Genomic DNA, 20740 nt, shown 5'->3' on the forward strand with positions numbered 1-20740 from the left:
TGTATTTGTTGTCAGGTAGTTGTCTGTTGCTTTTGTGGTCAAATATGCTACAGGAGTAGTGATTTGAGTTGCAATTGCACTTGTCAAAGCACTTTCTACTATATAATATTCACCATCGGCAGCAACCTTAAAGTATAACGGAGTTGCAGGTACGTTCTTTGAAACGACATATTTACCAGCTGCATTTTTACCCAAGAATTTACCGTCTTTAGTTTTGAAAGTATAAGCGGTAGCTAACAATTCGTCATTTACACCATATTTTGTTACTGTACCAATTGTCGGATACAACATTAAGGAAGCATCATCTGCTTTTACACCCAGAACTGAGTCGGCTACTGTTGTTACATAGATGTTTGCACCGATACCGTTTACCAGACCTAATGCGAATTTCTTATAGTTTATATCAGCAGGATCGATTGCGAAATAATCAATAGCACCCTTCTCTGCATCAGCAGTTACGAATGCCAAAGTATCCAAATTACCCGTTGAATATAAACCATCGCCTACTTCATATAATACATCACCCAATACTTCTTTTGTATAACGGTTCTGAACTTTCAGCTTATCGTCTTTTCCGGATACAACCCATACCTGATAAGAGTTGTCTGCAGAAGCTTCATCTACATAAGCTGTACCGTCTTCATTGCCACACAAACTGTATACATAATATTTGTCGAAGTTCTTTTCTTCCGCATTTGCTTTGTCTGCTGCCTTATTCTGGATAAAGTAGTAACCTTCAGCAATGTTAGGATATACAGGTGCTGTAAATGCGTAAGGACGCAAAATACCTTCTACACGATCAGCGCCAGTAGCATCATTTTCAGCAAACACAGTTGAAACCAATTTTGTATTATCCAATTTAGCTTGACCTAAAACTACTTCACCGTTAGCATAAGTATAAGTACCAAGTGTCAAGGTAGTTGTACTAGGGTTAGGAGCTACAGTAAAATAAGGAGCTGCTGCTGAATTATATTTTACAATTGCTTCCGGACGGAAAATAATACTATCGGCATTACCTACTTCACGCATCAGAGTAAATACCTTAAGACCATTTCTGGGGTTAGTAGTTCCTGCATGTTTTGTTGCATCTGTAACAATAGTATCAGTGCTCAAACCATAAGCATAAACATTATTCTGATGTGCACCTGCGATATTATAACGCGCTGTATCGATTGCATAATATTTAGGGTTATCCAAACCGATTTGTGATACGGGTTTGAAGATAAATTGGGTTGCAGTACTCGGAGTAGCAGCCGGTGTTATCTCATCTGTTGTAGGATTGTAATCAACCGGAATAATTTCGAAGTTCACCAATCCTTGAATGTTCGTAGAACGGATACGAGAAGTATTCAATTCTGAATACGGGATCTTGTACATAGCTGTCATTGCAGCATCAACTGCATCCTTATCCAACTGCCATTCACCGAAAGATGCAACCATCATAGTAGCACTAGCACCTGCTAAACTCGCCAAAGAAGTTTTCATATCAGTATCAAACTCAATGCGAGCTGTACGGGCCATGTTATATGGTTTATCTCTTGCCGAACGATAAGAACCTATAGCTACGACAGAATCAACTCCTTCCGTATGATACATATAAGCGATAGTATATTTGTCACTCGAAGCAACCTTATCTACTGACCAGTATGAATTCAAATCCGTTGCGGTTACCACTTTAGCAGAATCCGTTGTTGCAAGGATAGTATTTTCGTCACTGTAACCAACCTCTTGTTTCGGAGCATCATAAGCCATTACAACGTTTGTTGCAACGTTTGTAAATTTATAATCTTTCAGTCCTCCGGCATTTTCACGTACCGTAACTTTCCAGCTCACAGAGTCAATCTTTGCTTTTGTATCCAACTTATATTCAGCTTGAGAGACAGTAATAATGCCTTTGTCTCCCTGTGCTTTCAAATAAGTAGGAGTAAGATTACCATACGCATTATCCGTAAAGTCATTCTTCACAAAAACGACATCTCCTGTTTTTAATTCAGTAGGGGCTATAGTAGCCGCAAACGCCCCGACGCTACCGGCCAGCAGGACACCGGCCAAAAAAGTAGAAAACTTCTTATTCATACTTCTAAATTTTAATATTAATAATACTGTTAATTGAAATAAGTTCTTATATATGTACACCCGTACGTTAATTTCTGTATAATGACTAAATAAAACGTACGTTTTTTCTCGTCACAAAAATAGGCATAAGTTTTGAACCGACAATTCTTTTCTTCGATTTTTTTTCTCTCTGTATATGCTTTCTTATCAATCAGATAGCGAAGTATGTACAAAATTCGGGCTTTCGATTACGAACTCTGCAAAGAGCTGAAAAAACGACAAAAAAAAACGTACGTTTATTTTAGTCATTTGGTTTTTCGCATCTATCTTTTTAATTATCAATCGTTTAATTTAATTTTTCTACCCCATTTCACCCCTTTATTATACAGACGCACGCGTACATTACACAAAAACCAATTTGCTAATAATCAACCTATTACAAAGACAAGAAATATCATGAATATGAGAGTTTTTTCAACTTACCCGCTTTGAAGTACTTTTCGTATATAAAATTTAACATTATCCGATGAAATTCAAGATGAACAGTTTCCCTTTCTGATTCCGCATACATCTCCCAATATAGCATTAGAATAGACTAAAACTAATTCCGTCAATTAGGGAAATAAATTCTTATTTATATGGTGATTTTCAGATACTCGTATAAAAAAATGGGAAACGAATTTAATATAGCGACTCTGCATTCATGACTATTCACATGTTTGCTCAACTGAGCAGCAAATATCAGATGTTGCGCGATGTCAGTTTTTGAATCAGGATACTCCGTTACCTCCTTGCAGAGAAAGTTTGCTTTAATCACATTCATGTCAATCAGATGTAACCAATTTTGTTTAGCAGTTGCAAACCGCCCTCGCTTTTTCTCATCACTCTCTTTTAATTTGGAGTATAATGAATAAATATTGCTGTTATAAGTGCAGACAAAAGGTTCTGTCTCTTTGTCTAAAAGAGTATAGTTCGTTTTAATCTTTTATAAATCAGCGATTAAAAGTGTTTTTTATAAAGATGCAGGTAACGATATAGTAATGGAAGTCTAGCTACACATTGCATTGCTCTGCATAATTTCAAATAACTCTCTGCCACAAAGGTAGGCAATGTTTTTGATGGTAATAAGTCAATTAGAGTATATTTTAAATGGGGTTGATAATAATTTATCGGCTCCATTTAGCCTCTACGTATTTATCTTTTTAAACCCCGCTTATGGATATTCTTTTTTACCGGCTCAGACTTTTGTTTCTTTTGAGGAAGCGGAAACGACTCAAAAACTTTATCTTGAATTTTAGTCATATCAACCAATCTTTTTTCAATAAGTTTCCAATCATATTTGCCATTTAACATCACAATATCCTCATCGAAATCTATGTCGTCAAAGTAAGTCATTGCTTTGAAAGGTCGGATAACATTTGAGCCCGGGAACTTCTGTTCATACAACCTGAGCATTGAATTGAACGGAAAGCGGGTGGAAAGGAAAGCGATATCTACGAAATCCTTTAACCGTGAACCATTATCGGCAATGGCGGAAAGTTTCATAGCAATAATATCTTCCATGCTGTACAATCTTATACCAGACTCAGTGTAAGGCTTCTCAAGATACTCATAGGAATGGGTAATACAATCTATCTTGACTCCATCGATAGTGCCTTTCAGGGTATTCCTTTCCATAAAATCAGTACGGAAACCATATTTATTAGAGAGGAACATTTCCAATTTGGTTGCATCAAATGGTTCAGGCGTGAAAAGATCCAAATCCACACTTAGCCTATGGCCTAAATAGAGGGACAAAGAGGTTCCGCCTGCCAAATTAAAATTCGACAGGGCACTTTCCGCTTCCAGCTTTCTCAGGAGTTCAAGAGTTGCTCCCGTAACAGTTTCCGTGTGTAGCATTTTAGTTCTTCTTTTTTGAGGTCAAAGACGATGCAGACAAAATTCATATCCCGTGCCGACAAGTAGGGAATTTCCTTTATTATTTCCCTGAATCCCTCTATCCCTCCATACAGATTGAATGCAGCATAAAAGTCCTTTAGCCAGCCTCTTTCGATGACACGCTGAACCACAACCTTCCTCGTTTTCCACCAATCGAAATGAGACAAGTCATATTCCCAGAGCAATGAAGGAGAGATTGAAGAATCACCCGTATAAGTTTTATATTCGTCAAATATAGTCATTACCTTCTCTTTTTTACATATATACAAAATTACCATTTTTCACCGTAACATCCAATTTTTCTACTATATTTGTGATGATTTTCTACCCGCCTTTTTCTGCTTTCCATACAAGCAATTTGCCTTTCGATAATTATGGGAAGGCCTTTTGACAACTGTCGTAAGGCCTTGCGACGGTTATGGTAAGACCTTGCGACAATTGTCGAAAGGCAATTAGCCGCGCAACTAATTCAAAAAAGCCGCCGTATAATTCCTGATTACATAAGGAGCAAACAGGCATAATCCGGAAACATTTCAAAAGTTGCGACGGAAAACCATAAATTATCTGATACGAAATTCTTATCTTTGCACTCTGTAAACGAGGGGTATCCGATTTGCCCCATACGAACAGAATACAATTAATAAATCAACGATATGATTCTATTCTTTCAATCTCCAACAAAGACGGTGCTGGCTGTGGAAGCGGCACACGCTTTCTCTCCTGAAGATGTTCAAAAACTCGTTTGGTTATTTAGTGAGGCTACTCCGCTCCAGGCTGAGACATTGGAAGGCTGGTATGTTGGGCCGCGCCGGGAAATGATTACCCCGTGGAGTACGAATGCCGTGGAAATTACCCAGAATATGGGACTCGGCGGCATCTCACGCATCGAAGAATATTTTCCTGTTTCTTCGGGCGATGCGGAACACGACCCGATGCTGCAACGCATCTACAACGGTCTGAACCAGGATATTTTCACCATCAGTAAAAAACCGGACCCAATCGTTTATATCGAAGATCTGGAGGCCTACAACCAACAGGAAGGCTTGGCACTGAGTAAGGAAGAAATCGCCTATCTGAACGAAGTGAGCCAAAAGCTGGGACGCAAGTTGACAGACAGTGAAGTGTTCGGCTTTTCGCAGGTAAACTCGGAACATTGCCGTCACAAAATTTTCGGCGGGGTATTCGTGATTGACGGTGAAGAAAAAGAAAGTTCGCTTTTCAACCTGATTAAGAAAACATCTGCCGAAAATCCGAATAAACTGGTTTCCGCCTACAAAGATAACGTGGCTTTCAACGAAGGACCAGTCGTAGAGCAGTTTGCACCCCAAAGCGGCGACAAGCCTGATTTTTACGCGGTAAAAAATATCAAAACGGTTATCTCGCTAAAAGCCGAAACACACAACTTCCCGACTACGGTAGAACCGTTCAACGGGGCGGCTACTGGTACGGGTGGTGAAATTCGCGACCGTCTGGGCGGTGGTAAGGCCTCCTTGCCTATCGCCGGTACAGCTGTTTACATGACCTCTTACCCGCGTACGGAAGGGGCACGCGAATGGGAAAAGATTTTGGATCCGCGCCCCTGGTTGTACCAGACTCCGGAACAAATCCTGATTAAGGCTTCGAATGGGGCTTCCGACTTCGGCAACAAGTTCGGACAACCGCTTATCTGCGGTTCGTTGCTGACTTTCGAACATGCGGAAAACAATAAGAAATATGCTTACGACAAGGTTATCATGCTGGCCGGAGGTGTCGGTTTTGCCAATATGCGCGATGCGCTGAAGGGAGAGCCGGAACCGGGTGAGAAAGTGGTGGTAATCGGGGGCGACAACTACCGCATCGGTATGGGTGGCGGTGCCGTCTCTTCCGTGAATACGGGACAGTACACCAGCGGCATCGAACTGAATGCCGTACAGCGTGCCAATCCGGAAATGCAAAAACGTGCGGCCAACGTGATTCGTACGATAGCCGAGTCCGACGAGAATCCGGTTGTATCCATCCACGACCACGGTGCCGGCGGCCACCTGAACTGCCTGTCCGAATTGGTGGAAACTACCGGCGGGCATATCGACATGAGTAAGCTGCCTATCGGCGACCCGACTCTTTCCGCCAAGGAAATCGTAGGAAACGAGAGCCAGGAACGTATGGGTCTGCTGATGAAAGAAGAAGATGTGGACCGCGTACGCCGCATCGCCGACCGCGAACGTGCTCCGATGTATGTGGTAGGCGAAACGACCGACGACATGAAGTTCGTATTCGAACAGGCGGACGGTGTGAAGCCTATCGACATCAAACTGGAATATATGTTCGGCAAACCGCCTCGTACGGTGATGACCGACCATACGGTTACGGAAACATACCAGCCGGTTGTTTACAAAGAATCCGAGTTGCATCATTATCTGGAAAATGTATTGCAACTGGAGGCTGTGGCTTGTAAAGACTGGTTGACAAATAAGGTGGACCGCTCCGTTTCCGGAAAAATCGCCCGCCAGCAATGTCAGGGAGAATTGCAGTTGCCGTTGAGTGACTTGGGAGCCGTAGCATTGGATTACCGGGGAAAATCCGGTATTGCCACTTCTATCGGCCATGCCCCGCAAGTGGCGATGGTTGACCCGGCTGCCGGTTCTGTAATGGCGATTGCCGAATCGTTGACGAATATCGTATTTGCTCCGCTGACCGACAAGCTGGCCGGTGTTTCGCTGAGTGCGAACTGGATGTGGCCGTGCCGCAACGAAGGTGAAGATGCCCGTCTGTATACGGCAGTCGAAGCTGCTTCCGATTTTGCCTGCTCGCTGGGTATCAATATCCCGACAGGTAAAGATTCGTTATCCATGACGCAGAAATATGGCGACGATAAAGTGATTGCTCCGGGAACGGTTATCATTTCCGCCGGCGCAGAAGTGAGCGACATCCGGAAAATCGTTTCTCCCGTACTGGCGCATGAAAAGAATTCTTACCTATATTATATAGACTTCTCGTTCGACACGATGAAGTTGGGCGGTTCCGCTTTTGCCCAGGCGTTGAACAAGCTGGGTAACGAAGTACCGACGGTGAAAGATGCCGAATATTTCCGGGATGCTTTCAATGCCGTACAGGAGGCTATCGAAAAAGGGCTGGTTCTGGCCGGCCACGATATTTCCGCCGGCGGTATGATTACTGCTTTGCTGGAAATGTGTTTCGCAAACGTGGAAGGTGGCTTGGAGGTAAATCTGGATAAACTGGCAGAACAGGACATCGTAAAAATCCTGTTTGCGGAAAATCCGGGTATCTTAGTCCAGGTAAAAGAAAAGAAAGCATTCGAAAAGTTGATGGAAGATGCCGGTGTTGGTTTCGCTGTTATAGCCAAACCGACCGACGAACGTCACATCCTGGTATCGAAAGAGGGCATTCAATATCATTTCGGCATCGACTATATGCGTGATGTTTGGTACGAATCGTCTTATAAACTGGATATCAAACAGAGCGGCAGTGTATGCGCGGGCAACCGTTTCGAGAATTACAAGATGCAGCCGCTGGAGTTCAAGTATCACAAAGACTTTACCGGCAAGCTCTCTTCGCTGGGCCTGACTGCCGACCGCACGAAACCGAGTGGTATCAAGGCTGCTGTCATCCGTGAAAAAGGTTGCCAATGCGAACGTGAAACTTCCTACGCGCTGTATTTGGCCGGTTTCGATGTAAAGGATGTCCACATGACCGATTTGGCTTCCGGACGCGAGACGTTGGAAGATGTCAACATGATTGTATTCTGCGGTGGTTTCTCCAACTCCGATGTGTTGGGTTCCGCCAAAGGATGGGCCGGTGGTTTCTTATACAACGAAAAGGCCAAGAAAGCGTTGGATAATTTCTATGCCCGTCCCGACACGTTGAGTCTGGGTATCTGCAACGGTTGTCAGTTGATGGCGGAACTGGGAGTTCTCTATCCTGAACATGAAAAGAAACATAAGATGTTGCACAACGACTCTCATAAGTTCGAATCCAACTTCATCACAGTGGAAATTCCGAAGAACCATTCTGTTATGTTCGGTTCATTAAGCGGAAGCAAGCTGGGTATCTGGGTGGCTCACGGAGAAGGCAAGTTCGATTTCCCGTACGAAGAGAAGGAATATCATGTTGTAGTCAAATACAACTATGAAGGTTATCCTGCCAATCCGAACGGTTCCCCTTGGTCTGTTGCCGGCGTATGCTCGAAAGATGGCCGCCATTTGGCCATGATGCCTCACCTGGAACGCGCCATGTTCCCGTGGCAATGTGGCTACTACCCTGCCGAGCGTCGCAACAGCGATGAAGTTACCCCGTGGATTGAGGGTTTCGTGAATGCAAGGAAGTGGATTGAAGAGAATAAGTAAAAATAGATGACGAACGGATAAAAATCCATCGTCGTCCCTATCAGAACGGACAAGCTTCGAAGTAAAAAACGAGGCTTGTCCGTTTTTCTATCATCCGCCACGTCAGAAAGTTATCCTCAGCCAAGAGATCTCTCTTATTCATCTGTTTTCAAAGCCCGAATGGTATCCTTGAAGAAAAAAATACATATCTTCGTATCCGGGATATTGAACAGTGATATAGCCATACAAGTAAACATTAATATTATGCGTGCATTTGTTGCTATCAGACAATTAACAGATGTCTCTCCTGTAAACGACATTACAAAACTCCAACAACAAAGTAAGTAAAAAGAATATGAGCAAAAAAGAGAAAATAACCGTACAGGGTACGGAAATAACCGTTATTTCTGAGAAAAATAACGATTATATTTGCCTTACCGATATGGTAAAGGGTCAAGAGGGCGAAGATCATATCCGCAACTGGATGCGCAATCGCAATACTCTTGAGTTTCTTGGTACTTGGGAGATGTTGCACAACCCCGCCTTTAAAGGTGTCGAATTCGACACCTTTTTGCATGAGGCTGGGGCAAACCGTTTTAATATGACACCCCGCAAATGGATTGAGGCAACTGATGCTATTGGTGTGATTTCCCAAGCAGGGCGAAACGGTGGAACTTACGCCCATAAAGATATTGCGTTTGAGTTCGGCTCATGGCTCAGCCCGGTGTTTAAACTCTATTTGATTACCGAATATCAGCGGCTTAAAGAGGCTGAAAACAATCCGATGCTCGGCGAATGGAACGTAAAGCGGGTGCTTAGTAAAGTGAATTATACGCTTCATACCGATGCTGTCCGTGATTTTATCATTCCCAAAATTGATGTTGAGCGCGAGAAAGCATACGCCTACGCAGATGAAGCCGATATGCTGAACCTCGCTTTGTGGGCTTGTACAGCAAAGCAATGGCGAGAAGCAAATCCCGGATACGCAAAGAAAGGTTTGAATATACGCGATACGGCAAGTATTAACGAATTGGTTGTCTTGGCGAATCTTGAATCGTTTAACGCAGAACTTTTGAAACGTGATATGGACAAATCCACCCGATACGCCTGTTTGCACGAAATGGCAGAACGCCAACTGACACGTCTCAATGCAATAGACGCAGAAAAAGGATTTCGAAAATTAGAAGAAAAAAAATAAAGATGCTAAGCCTTTCTTTATCCGAACACAAAGGTACGTTCCAAGAGTGAAATGTCAAGGCTGAAATAAACTTTATCTGAAACGTTCCGTAAAAAATAACATCAGAAGATTTCCTTGTGACTTTGTGTTTGAACTGACAAAAGAAAAGTGGGATTCTTTAAGGTGCAGTTTTTGCACCTTAAACAAAACAAGAGGACAGCACCCTAAATATCTGCCATTTGCATTCAGCGAATTAGGAGTATCCATGCTCAGCAGTATATTGAATTCAGATATTGCTATCGAGGTCAATATTTCTATTATGCGTGCATTTGTTGCTATCAGACAATTAACAGATGTCTCTCCTGCAAACGACATTACAAAACTCCAACAGGAAGTCAAAGAACTGAAATCCTATATCGAAGAAGTCTTTTCCGATTACAATGATATTAACGATGACACTCGCATGCAACTGGAACTGATAAACGAAACCTTAGCCGAACTGCAAAGCACAAAAGCTTTAAGCAATAAGCCACGACCTAAAATCGGTTTTGTGAAATAAATAAGGTTATCTTTAAAAGATTCTGTATATTTGGCAATCATAAGAAATCAAATGAAGTATTTAATTTACATATTGCCTTTTATTCTCTTCTCCCAACTCAATGCTCAGTCATATAGTTTGGAGCAGGGTAAATCTGATTTTCAGAGAAGCAGAAATGCTTTAACTCAATCAGTTCCTGCCAATATTCAAAAATATTTCGATATTGACATAGACGAGATTGAACATTTCTAATTCCACAACAGGAGGGGAGCATATGAAAAGTCATTTTTTTTATACGATACTTGTTTTCATCTTATTGGGTTGTAGCGCACAAAAACGTATGCGTAATTTACAAATATATGAAGATATATATGTTTGTCAAGGAAATCAGGACGTTATTGGAAAATCACTAAATTTATATAGAAAACAATTAGACTATCTAAGCAAGTTTGAATATTCTCCCCAAAATGACACTGTTTATATTCTGGAAATGTATGGCGCACAGGGGAATCTTCTTATTACTATTTGGAATAAAAATAAAATGCTTTCTTATACCAACGAACAAGGTCCTTTTGAAAGTAAGAATGAATCTTTATTTACAAAATATATGATGGAGCTAGTATCGGAATGGAATATCCCCGGAATAAGAAAAGAAGAAATCAACTCTAACACATTGCCTAGTGAATTAATTTATGCCACTAAGATAGTGTTTAACAAGGGGAAATATCACATTGCTTGTATTTATTTTAAAGATTTTTTCAATCTGGAGAGGGATACCGGAAATGAGATATACTAATGGCTGACTCTTTTTCTTATCCCATTAAAAGGAAATGTCAAGGCTGAAATAAATTTTATCTGAAACGTTCCGTAAAAAATAACATCAGGAGATTTCCTTGCGACTTTATGTTTGAACTGACAAAAGAAAAGTGGGATTCTTTAAGGTGCAGTTTTTGCACCTTAAACAAAGCAAGAGGACAGCACCCTAAATATCTGCCATTTGCCTTTACAGAACATGGAGTTGCTCAACTTTCATCTGTTTTAATGACTATTGCCGAAAACAATTCGCTAATATTGCGAATTATACAATTATATGTTACCTTTGTGTCATCAAAGAAATGCCTCTCGAATAGAAGATTTGTATCAGTACAGCTCTTTGAACTATGGGTATAACAGCAAATAATTTACAGTCATTCCGTCCCTATCATCCGGGCGAGTTGGTAAAGGAAGAATTAGAGTGCAGAGGCATAAGACAAAAGGACTTTGCAAAGAAGTTTGGTTTGTCTTATTCTGCCTTAAATGAAACGTTAAATGCAAAACGTCCGATAACTACCGAGTTTGCCTTACTTTTAGAGGCTGCTTTAGGTATCAATGCCGATTTGCTTGTAAGAATACAAACGGATTATAATATACAGGTAGCACGAAAGAATAATTCCTTGTGTGAAAAGCTGAATAATATAAAGAAAATAGCTGCTGTGTTTTGAAGGCAGACTTACGGGCTAATTCCCTTGGCATGGTATATACTATAACAAAGAATAGGGCTTCTAACGGAACGTTTAAAATAAAATCTTTATCTTCGTGCAAAAAACAACACACATGAAGAAATGGTTGCTTATGCTTGCTGTTGCAAGCTTTATGTTAGGTTATGTATCCTGCTCAAATGATAATGACGAGACTTCCGCGTCATTAGCTTTAATCCCTGCCCCACAGGGAGTTTCAGTAAAAGCCGGCCATTTCAAGCTAACACGACGGGCAGCCATTACGCTCGATACATCGAATCCGGAACTAATAGCTATCGCGCAATATTTCAACAACAAAATAGTGCCCGCCACCGGTTTTGATGTGCCGGTAGAAAAACATGGAAAAATAGAGTTCAAATTAACGGAAGACACTTCATTGGGAACAGAAGGATACCATCTGTTGGTAAAACGCGGGGATATCACCCTTACGGCAAACAAACCGGCAGGTATCTTCTACGGAGTACAAACACTCTTGCAAATGCTTCCGCCGGAAATCAAAAGTTCTACGAAACAGGAAAATATCGATTGGACTATTCCTTGTGCCGATATTACGGATAAACCGCAATTCCCTTGGCGCGGTATGATGCTGGATGTCAGCCGCCATTGGTTTACCAAAGAAGAAGTCAAAAAATACATCGATGAATTGGCCGAATACAAAATGAATGTCTTCCACTGGCACCTGACGGACGACCAGGGTTGGCGCATCGAAATAAAATCTTTACCCCGCTTGACGGAAATCGGAGCCTGGCGCGCTCCCCGGGTCGGCCAATGGTGGCAACGCGAACGGCAGCAACCGGGGGAAGAAACTTCCTACGGAGGTTTCTATACACAGGAAGAGATAAAAGAGGTATTGGCTTATGCAGCCGAACGTTATGTACGGGTTATCCCGGAAATAGATGTGCCGGGCCATAGTGTAGCCACGCTGGTTGCCTATCCGGAACTGGCATGTATGAAAGCGCCGGATGCTGTCAATGTGGGAAACAAGTTCTACGGAGAAGATGAAAACACGCTTTGTATCGGCAAAGACTTCACATTCGAATTCATGGACAAGGTGTTGACAGAGGTCGCAGCCCTCTTCCCGGATGAATATATCCATATCGGCGGTGACGAATGTTTCAAAGGTTTCTGGCACAAATGTCCGGATTGTCAAGCCCGGATGAAAGCGGAAAACCTGAAGAATGAAGAAGAACTGCAAAGTTATTTCATTCATCGGATGGGCGACCTCTTAAAATCGAAAGGGAAAAAATTAATCGGTTGGGATGAGATATTGGAAGGAGGCTTGACTCCCGATGCCACCGTCATGAGTTGGCGGGGTATGGAAGGTGGCATCAAATCGGCAAAAGCCGGACATCATGTGATTATGACTCCTTCCGAACATTGTTATCTAGACCTCTGGCAAGGAGAGCCGTCTGTCGAACCCGACACCTACTCCATGTGCCGGTTGAAAGACGCTTATAGTTTCAATCCTGTTCCGGACGGCGTACCGGCTGATATGATATTAGGTGGGCAAGGCAATCTATGGGCTGAGTCGCTTCCGACTTTCCGTCATGCCGAATACATGGCCTGGCCACGCGGATGGGCACTTGCCGAAGTACTCTGGAGCGGACCTTCCAAAACAAACTGGGAACAGTTTTATCCCCGCGTAGAAAAACATTTCGAACGGGCATACTACGCACAAATCAATTATGCCCGCAGTATGTACAATGCCATTATCACATCCCGATATAACAAAGAGGGAATATTGGAAATCAAACTGGAAAGTGAACCGGGCAATCTGGATATCTATTATACTTTCGACAATACAGATCCGGACAACTTCACCCCGAAATATCATTCGCCTTTACAAGTTCCGAAAGATGCGACTTGGTTGCGTGTTGTAACCTACCGCGACAACCGGCCGATAGGCAAAGTTATCACATTAACAATCAAAGAACTAGAGAAACGAGCAGGGAAAAGGGAGTGAGTAGCCGATACTTTGTAACAGGAATGTAACACATATGTCGTAATCCCGAAACAAAATATTCATTCTTTTGCAAACGAATTTAAAAAGTCAAGGATGAAATTCAGAACATTTGTAGTGCTTTCCTTATTAGCACTTTCTTCTTTTGCTATTCGAGCACAAGAAACCCGGAATACAGAGAACCTGAACTTACGTGTAGACTCACTTGAAAACGAAGTAGCTACGCTGGATAAAATAGTTCAGAAACTCAGTAAATTTAAAGTATCCGCCTACATACAAGGGCAATTTCAGTATGGCCAAGAGGACGCGACATTAAAGGTCGGCGACAAAAATGAACATGTCGATAAAGGTTTCAACCGTATCGGTATCCGCCGCGGACGTGTCAAATTCGAGTACAACGACGGTATCGGCACAGGGGCTGTACAGATTGAAGTCAACGACAAAGGAGTTAGTTTCCGCGATTTATACATCGGACTTAAAGACCCTTGGACAAAACGCAGCCAATTGATGGCCGGGGTTTTCAACCGTCCTTTCGGTTACGAAATCGGATATTCGACAAGCGGATTGGAATCACCGGAACGAGCTACCATTATTCAATATTTTTTCCCGGACGAACGTGACTTGGGAGCCATGCTGACCCTCCGGACAAAGGCTACCAGTCCGCTTAATTTCCTGCGACTGGATGCCGGATTATTCGCAGGTAACAGTATTAACAGAGAAACCGATAACCGAAAAGATTTTATCGGCCGCCTGGGAGCTGAAAAGACAATTGGCGATTGGGGAAAATGGGGGTTGGGAGTCTCCTACTACAACGGAGGCGTCTACAATTCGACTACAACAGCCTATGAACTGAAAGGTAAACAATTTGTCTCGGTCGACAAAGGGGAAGTAGGAACCTATATGAAACGCGAATATATCGGGATGGATGCTCAGTTCTCTTTTCTGAGTGCATGGGGAAAGACAACGCTCCGCGCCGAAGGTCTTTTAGGGACACAACCGGGTATTGCCGGTAGCAGCAAGAGTCCCAATACCGGAACCCGTCCGGAAAATTTACCGGAAAACTCATTATTCAAACGGCCATTTATCGGATATTTCTTCTATTTCGTACAGGATATCGGAGTTTCTCCTTTCTCTGCCGTTCTGAAATATGACGCTTACGACCCTAACACCAAACTGAAAGGCAGCGAAATCGGTGTAGATGGCAGCCTTACCTCCAAAACGGATTTGGCACAAAGCACATTAGGCATCGGAGCTTTATACAATTTCAATAAGCACATCCGCCTGCAAGCCTATTATGAATTCAACTTTAACGAGAAATCCCCTTTCGTAAAAGGATACGAGAAAAATCGTAAAGACGATGTGCTGACCGTACGCTTGCAATACAAGTTTTAAGAGAAAAAGCCCTTTATAAAAAGAAGGGAAGTCTTAATAATTCATTCTTCATACAAATGTAATATCTGTTTCACGCCATTGAAATACAACTGTATTTCCTTTGCACGTAGAAAATTAATTCAATTTTAGAGAAATGAAAAAGACAATCTTACTGGCAGCAATAGCCGCCTGTTTATTTACTACAAATGTATTTGCACAGAAAATTAAGGGGAGTGATACCTGCTTACCTCTCAGCCAGACGGAAGCAGAAAACTACATGAACAAAAATAAAGCCGCCAAAATCACAGTAACCGGAGGCGGCTCCGGTGTCGGCATTTCCGCTTTGATGGAAGGGACAACCGACATCGCAATGTCGTCCCGCAAAATGAAATTTGACGAAAAAGTCAAACTTCAGGAAGCAAAGAAGAGTCCTAAGGAAATCGTAATTGCCTATGATGCATTGGCAGTTGTTGTACACCCATCCAATAAAGTAACTAATCTGACACGCGAACAACTGGAAGGGATATTCACCGGTAAAATAAAGAACTGGAAAGAAGTAGGTGGCGCTGATATGAAAATCGTGGCTTACTCGCGTGAAACCTCTTCCGGAACATACGAGTTCTTCAAAGAGAGCGTATTGAAAAATAAAAATTACATGAATGGCATCCTTAGCATGCCGGCAACCGGAGCAATCATCCAATCTGTCAGCCAGACAAAAGGTGCAATCGGTTATGTCGGACTGGCTTATGTCAACAAGGAAGTGAAACCCATCCATGTATCATACGATGCCGGAAAGAATTATGTCGAACCGTCGTTTGCCAATGCAAAAAACAAAACATATCCGGTCGTTCGTCCGCTTTTCTATTATTATGAAGCGAAGAACGAAGGCAAAGTAAAACCGTTTATTGATTATATCTTGTCGGCTGAAGGCCAGGAAACCGTAAAGAAAGTAGGTTATATCCCGGTAAAATAAATCCGACATATCACATTTGAATGAGAGCGGAGTGAACCTCTGCTCTTTTTTATTTTATACATGTACTGCACATTTTTTACTGGCCTGTGCAATAATTCTAGTATAAATTGCACATTCTTTGGTTTATTATGCTACCTTTGCTTCCATATTTTTTATAAACATATTTTACTTACAATGAAGACATTGACAATTGGAGACCTTAAGGCTCGTATTCCAATCATCCAAGGTGGAATGGGCGTAGGGATTTCTCTTTCCGGCTTAGCCTCGGCCGTTGCAAATGAAGGTGGGATTGGCGTTATCTCCGCAGCCGGTCTCGGACTTTTATATAAAAAACTTTCCCCTAACTACACAGAAGCCGGCAATTTAGGGTTGGCAGAAGAGATACGGAAAGCCCGCGAAAAGGCCAAAGGTATCATCGGCGTGAACGTAATGGTTGCTCTTTCCGACTTTGCAGAACTGGTTAAGACAAGTATTTCCGAAAAGGTAGACATTATTTTCAGTGGTGCGGGACTCCCGCTAGACCTGCCTTCTTTCCTAAAGAAAGATAGTGTAACCAAGCTGGTTCCCATCGTGTCAAGTGCCCGCGCCATCCGCATCATCTGCGAAAAATGGAAAAACAATTACGATTATTTGCCGGATGCGGTTGTACTGGAAGGTCCAAAAGCAGGCGGTCATTTAGGTTATAAAGAAAACCAGTTGGAAGATAACAACTATTCATTGGAAGAACTGCTTCCCCAAGTGGTACAAGAAGTATCTCTCTTCGAAGAGAAATACAACAAGAGAATCCCGGTAATTGCAGCAGGAGGCATTTATACGGGTGAAGATATCAAACGCGTGATGGACCTTGGAGCATCGGGCGTTCAATTAGGAACCCGTTTCGTCACCACTACCGAGTGTGATGCTTCCGAAGCTTTCAAGGAGAGCTATATCAAAGCGGAAGAAAAGGATATTGAGATTATCAAGAGTCCTGTCGGTATGCCGGGACGAGCCATTCATTGCGATTTCTTGCAGAAAGTGAAAGATGGATTGAAGCAACCGAAAGCTTGTCCGTTCAAATGCATCAAGACTTGCGATATATCCCGCAGTCCGTATTGTATTGTGACAGCTTTGTATAACGCATTCAAAGGAAACTTTGAAAACGGTTATGCTTTCGCTGGAAGCAATGCTTGGCGTACTACACGTATCATGTCGGTGAAGGAAACGATAACCGAACTGATTAATGAGTGGAAAGCTAGAGAATAAAGTATTAAACTATAAAAGAGGTGTATGAAAAAGGCGAACCCACAATAGATTCGCCTTTTCATCACACACACTGAAAAAAATATCAACTTTTCTTTTTGCCTAACTTCAATTCGATGATAAAGGCGATTATTAAACTGATTCCTCCGAAAAGAAGAACAGATGCCCCATAAACCACTCCGGCTATTTGGCCACGATACCACTGCCAGCTATCTTCCAAATACGACACATTTGAATTCAGCGTAATCGTAGTTGTAATAATAAAACCGACAAGCAAGCCAAGCCCGATACCTGCCAACAAACACCCACCTTTCAAAGCACTAAAAGATACTCTACTAAAATTACCGAAGTTTGGGAAATAGAACTTTCCCTCCAAGGAGGAAGCATCCAATTTTTCACCCAACTTTTCTCCTATTTTCTCCAGAAACAACAACCGTTCTTTCTTATGGACAAACAGTTCGAACAATCCATATACGCCTGCAACACACATTCCGACAATCAGCGGAACAGTAATAAAATCCATCATAATCGTAACGTTTTAAATGATTAATTATACTCTTTGCCCTTTTTGACGTAGCATATCCAAAAAGGTTACAAGAAAAAGAATAAATATTTTCCGGAAAAAATAATTATTTTTGTTGCTGCAAGTTGTAACCTGAAGTCCCGACTTGCGTCCATTATAATACAATGGAATTGTATACCGATACATATTATATAAAAAGGATACAAGCGGGAGATACGGCATGCTTTGCCTGCCTTCTGGACAAATACAGCCGTCAGGTTTATTCGCTGATTTTTAAAGTTGTACGCAACCGGGAAGACGCAGAAGAACTTGCACAAGATGTATTTGTAAAAGTTTACCGGTATCTGTCGTCATTCAAAGGAGACAGCAGTTTCTCTACTTGGATATACCGGATTGCCTACAACACGGCCATTTCGGAAACGAGGAAAAAGAAACATGAATTTCTGGCGATAGAAGACGCTATAATTAATAATGTATCGGAAGAAGAAGTAGCCGAAGCATTGGGGCGGAGTGACACATCCGTCCAAATGAATAAACTGGATGCGGCCTTGGAACAATTGCCCCCGGAGGAACGGGCTATTATCTTGCTCTTTTACATAAAAGAAAAAACAATTGATGACATCGCAGACATTACCGGACTCAGTTCATCAAATGTAAAAGTGAAACTACATCGTATCCGGAAAAAGTTGTTTGTTATATTAAAAGGAATGGAGGAACAATAAATGAACAAGAATAATGACATACTAAACGATTTATTCAGCCGGATGCCGGAAGAAGAACTCCCCCAATCGTTCCGCATCAACGTCATGCGAAAAATAGAGATGGAAACGGAACGGATACGGATACAAAGCGAACGCTGGGGCTGGACAATTGTGATAATCACTTCCCTGTTGATAGCAGCACTGGCCGTTGTCTCCATCTTATATATAGGTATCCCTAAAATATCGTTGCCAATACCGGACTTAACCATGCTGCCTTTTTACTTCTATATCGGCATGTTGGCACTGGTTCTTCTCGGTTCAGACTATCTGTTCCGAAAACATTTCAGAAAAAAACAATTTACTCATAAAGATAAACAACAAGAGGCAGACCCCATCAGTCTTACTTAAAATCCGCAGGTGCCTGCATAACAGACATAAAGATTGTTTTTTCCATACAAAAAGCATTGTCTATCAGAAAAAAGCATTACCTTTGCCCCGATTTTTGAGAGATGACAACATAATGTCTAACTTACTAATTAAAACAAACTTAAGTATTAACAATTAGAGAATGGAAAATTTAAAGAACATTCAACCCGTTGAAGATTTCAACTGGGATGCCTTTGAACAAGGCGAATCTTACGGTGAAGTAAGCAAGGACGATCTTGTAAAAACGTATGACGAGACTTTGAATACCGTAAAGGACAAAGAAGTCGTTATGGGAACTGTAACTGCAATGAACAAACGTGAAGTTGTAGTAAATATCGGTTTCAAATCGGATGGTGTTGTATCTATGGCGGAATTCCGTTACAACCCGGATCTGAAAATTGGTGACGAAGTAGAAGTTTACATCGAAAACCAGGAAGACAAAAAAGGACAATTAATCCTTTCTCACAAAAAAGCACGTGCTACACGTTCTTGGGATCGTGTCAACGAAGCACTGGAAAAAGACGAAATTATCAAAGGTTACATCAAATGTCGTACGAAAGGCGGTATGATTGTAGACGTATTCGGTATCGAAGCATTCTTGCCGGGTTCGCAAATCGACGTGAAACCTATCCGCGATTACGATGTATTTGTAGGTAAGACAATGGAATTCAAGATTGTTAAAATCAATCAGGAATTCAAGAATGTTGTTGTATCTCATAAGGCTCTTATCGAAGCTGAACTTGAACAACAGAAGAAAGATATCATCTCCAAACTTGAAAAAGGTCAGGTACTGGAAGGTACAGTCAAGAATATCACTTCTTACGGTGTATTCATCGACCTGGGCGGCGTAGACGGATTGATTCACATCACAGACCTTTCTTGGGGCCGTGTTTCTCATCCGGAAGAAATCGTTCAGCTCGACCAGAAAATCAATGTGGTTATCCTCGACTTCGATGACGAAAAGAAACGTATCGCTCTCGGCTTGAAACAACTGACTCCGCATCCTTGGGATGCTTTGAATCCGGACCTGAAGGTTGGTGACAAAGTGAAAGGTAAAGTTGTCGTTATGGCTGACTACGGAGCATTCATCGAAATCGCTCCGGGCGTAGAAGGTTTAATCCACGTTTCTGAAATGTCTTGGACACAGCACTTGCGTTCTGCTCAGGACTTCATGAAAGTAGGCGACGAAATCGAAGCTGTTATCCTGACACTCGACCGCGACGAACGTAAGATGTCCCTGGGTATCAAACAGCTGAAAGCTGATCCTTGGGAAGATATCGAATCTCGTTTCCCGGTAGGTTCCCGCCACATGGCTAAGGTACGTAACTTCACTAACTTCGGTGTATTCGTAGAAATCGAAGAAGGCGTAGACGGCTTAATCCACATCTCCGACCTGTCTTGGACAAAGAAAATCAAACATCCGTCCGAATTCACTCAGATTGGTGCAGAAATCGAAGTTCAGGTTTTGGAAATCGACAAAGAAAACCGTCGTTTGAGCTTAGGCCACAAACAATTGGAAGAAAATCCCTGGGATGTATTCGAAACAATCTTCACTGTAGGTTCTATCCACGAAGGAACAATCATCGAAGTACTGGATAAGGGTGCTGTAATCTCTCTGCCTTACGGCGTAGAAGGTTTCGCAACTCCGAAACATCTGGTAAAAGAAGATGGTTCTCAGGCTGCTGTAGACGAAAAATTGCAGTTCAAGGTAATCGAATTCAACAAAGAAGCGAAGAGAATTATCCTTTCTCACAGCCGTATCTTTGAAGATGAACAGAAGGGTGCCAAGAAAGAAGCTAGCGAAAAGAAAGCATCTGCAAAACGCGGAAGCAAGAAAGAAGAAGAATCTGCAATGGTAACCGGTCCGGTTGAAAAGACTACACTGGGTGACATTGAAGAACTCGCAGCTCTGAAAGAAAAACTGGCTGGTAAATAATCACCACTTTTCAGATAAACAAAAAGGAGATATTCGTTCGACGGATATCTCCTTTTTTAATGTC

The 20740-nt window shown here is 42.1% G+C and carries 15 protein-coding genes and 3 pseudogenes; 14 read left to right on the forward strand and 4 right to left on the reverse strand.

All coding sequences use genetic code 11. The features are described 5' to 3' along the window. From DW103_RS12830 to DW103_RS12850, 3 genes and pseudogenes are all read right to left on the reverse strand, one after another. Nucleotides 1-2076 (reverse strand): annotated as a pseudogene (locus DW103_RS12830) (hypothetical protein); the annotation flags it as partial. A 1173-nt stretch (nucleotides 2077-3249) separates the two neighbouring features. Continuing rightward, entirely contained in the window at nucleotides 3250-3954 is a 705-nt protein-coding gene (locus DW103_RS12845; RefSeq protein WP_122276765.1) for a nucleotidyl transferase AbiEii/AbiGii toxin family protein, read from the reverse strand. Further along, the gene (locus tag DW103_RS12850) at nucleotides 3909-4235 is read right to left on the reverse strand and encodes a hypothetical protein (protein ID WP_122276767.1); all 327 of its coding nucleotides are present in this window, start codon (nucleotides 4233-4235) and stop codon (nucleotides 3909-3911) included. Before DW103_RS12850 ends, DW103_RS12845 begins: the two co-directional genes overlap by 46 nt. A 411-nt stretch (nucleotides 4236-4646) precedes the next feature. On the opposite strand from DW103_RS12850, the gene purL reads away from it, so the two are divergent. From purL to DW103_RS12910, 11 genes and pseudogenes are all read left to right on the forward strand, one after another. Then, on the forward strand, nucleotides 4647-8336 hold the full coding sequence (purL, locus tag DW103_RS12855; protein WP_122276770.1) for a phosphoribosylformylglycinamidine synthase: 3690 nt from the start codon (nucleotides 4647-4649) through the stop codon (nucleotides 8334-8336). 192 nt (nucleotides 8337-8528) lie between these two features. Continuing rightward, nucleotides 8529-8654 (forward strand): annotated as a pseudogene (locus DW103_RS18650) (ORF6N domain-containing protein); the annotation flags it as partial. Between the two features lie 16 nt (nucleotides 8655-8670). Beyond that, nucleotides 8671-9513: a KilA-N domain-containing protein gene (locus tag DW103_RS12865; protein WP_122276772.1), complete on the forward strand. Its 843-nt coding sequence runs from the start codon at nucleotides 8671-8673 to the stop codon at nucleotides 9511-9513. A gap of 73 nt (nucleotides 9514-9586) precedes the next feature. Continuing rightward, nucleotides 9587-10051 (forward strand): annotated as a pseudogene (locus DW103_RS12870) (ORF6N domain-containing protein); the annotation flags it as partial. 319 nt (nucleotides 10052-10370) lie between these two features. Next, nucleotides 10371-10826 (forward strand): hypothetical protein, encoded by a 456-nt coding sequence (locus DW103_RS12880; RefSeq protein WP_147381212.1) that lies wholly within the window; start codon nucleotides 10371-10373, stop codon nucleotides 10824-10826. Between the two features lie 59 nt (nucleotides 10827-10885). Beyond that, entirely contained in the window at nucleotides 10886-11200 is a 315-nt protein-coding gene (locus DW103_RS12885; RefSeq protein WP_122276780.1) for an ORF6N domain-containing protein, read from the forward strand. After that, the gene (locus tag DW103_RS12890; RefSeq protein WP_122276782.1) at nucleotides 11191-11511 is read left to right on the forward strand and encodes a HigA family addiction module antitoxin; all 321 of its coding nucleotides are present in this window, start codon (nucleotides 11191-11193) and stop codon (nucleotides 11509-11511) included. Before DW103_RS12885 ends, DW103_RS12890 begins: the two co-directional genes overlap by 10 nt. Nucleotides 11512-11623: 112 nt before the next feature. Beyond that, nucleotides 11624-13510, forward strand: a complete 1887-nt coding sequence (locus tag DW103_RS12895; RefSeq protein ID WP_122276784.1) for a beta-N-acetylhexosaminidase — start codon at nucleotides 11624-11626, stop codon at nucleotides 13508-13510. Between the two features lie 93 nt (nucleotides 13511-13603). Further along, nucleotides 13604-14899, forward strand: coding sequence for a hypothetical protein (locus DW103_RS12900; protein ID WP_122276786.1), 1296 nt, complete (start codon nucleotides 13604-13606; stop codon nucleotides 14897-14899). Between the two features lie 133 nt (nucleotides 14900-15032). Continuing rightward, nucleotides 15033-15851, forward strand: a complete 819-nt coding sequence (locus DW103_RS12905; RefSeq protein WP_122276788.1) for a phosphate ABC transporter substrate-binding protein — start codon at nucleotides 15033-15035, stop codon at nucleotides 15849-15851. A 174-nt stretch (nucleotides 15852-16025) separates the two neighbouring features. Further along, nucleotides 16026-17093: a nitronate monooxygenase family protein gene (locus tag DW103_RS12910; protein ID WP_122276790.1), complete on the forward strand. Its 1068-nt coding sequence runs from the start codon at nucleotides 16026-16028 to the stop codon at nucleotides 17091-17093. A gap of 82 nt (nucleotides 17094-17175) precedes the next feature. On the opposite strand, the gene DW103_RS12915 is transcribed toward DW103_RS12910, so the two are convergent. Next, on the reverse strand, nucleotides 17176-17616 hold the full coding sequence (locus DW103_RS12915; protein WP_122276792.1) for a hypothetical protein: 441 nt from the start codon (nucleotides 17614-17616) through the stop codon (nucleotides 17176-17178). 161 nt (nucleotides 17617-17777) lie between these two features. On the opposite strand from DW103_RS12915, the gene DW103_RS12920 reads away from it, so the two are divergent. The 3 genes from DW103_RS12920 to rpsA all read left to right on the forward strand — a co-directional run bounded on the left by DW103_RS12920 (nucleotide 17778) and on the right by rpsA (nucleotide 20676). Continuing rightward, nucleotides 17778-18335 (forward strand): RNA polymerase sigma factor, encoded by a 558-nt coding sequence (locus tag DW103_RS12920; RefSeq protein WP_122276794.1) that lies wholly within the window; start codon nucleotides 17778-17780, stop codon nucleotides 18333-18335. Then, the gene (locus DW103_RS12925) at nucleotides 18336-18722 is read left to right on the forward strand and encodes a hypothetical protein (RefSeq protein WP_122276796.1); all 387 of its coding nucleotides are present in this window, start codon (nucleotides 18336-18338) and stop codon (nucleotides 18720-18722) included. A 160-nt stretch (nucleotides 18723-18882) separates the two neighbouring features. Beyond that, nucleotides 18883-20676 carry a 30S ribosomal protein S1 gene (gene rpsA / locus DW103_RS12930; protein WP_122276798.1) on the forward strand — a complete coding sequence of 598 codons (1794 nt, stop codon included), beginning with the start codon at nucleotides 18883-18885 and terminating at the stop codon, nucleotides 20674-20676. Nucleotides 20677-20740 lie beyond the last annotated feature (64 nt).

The organism is Parabacteroides sp. AM08-6 (genome assembly GCF_003473295.1).
Taxonomy (GTDB): Bacteria; Bacteroidota; Bacteroidia; order Bacteroidales; family Tannerellaceae; genus Parabacteroides.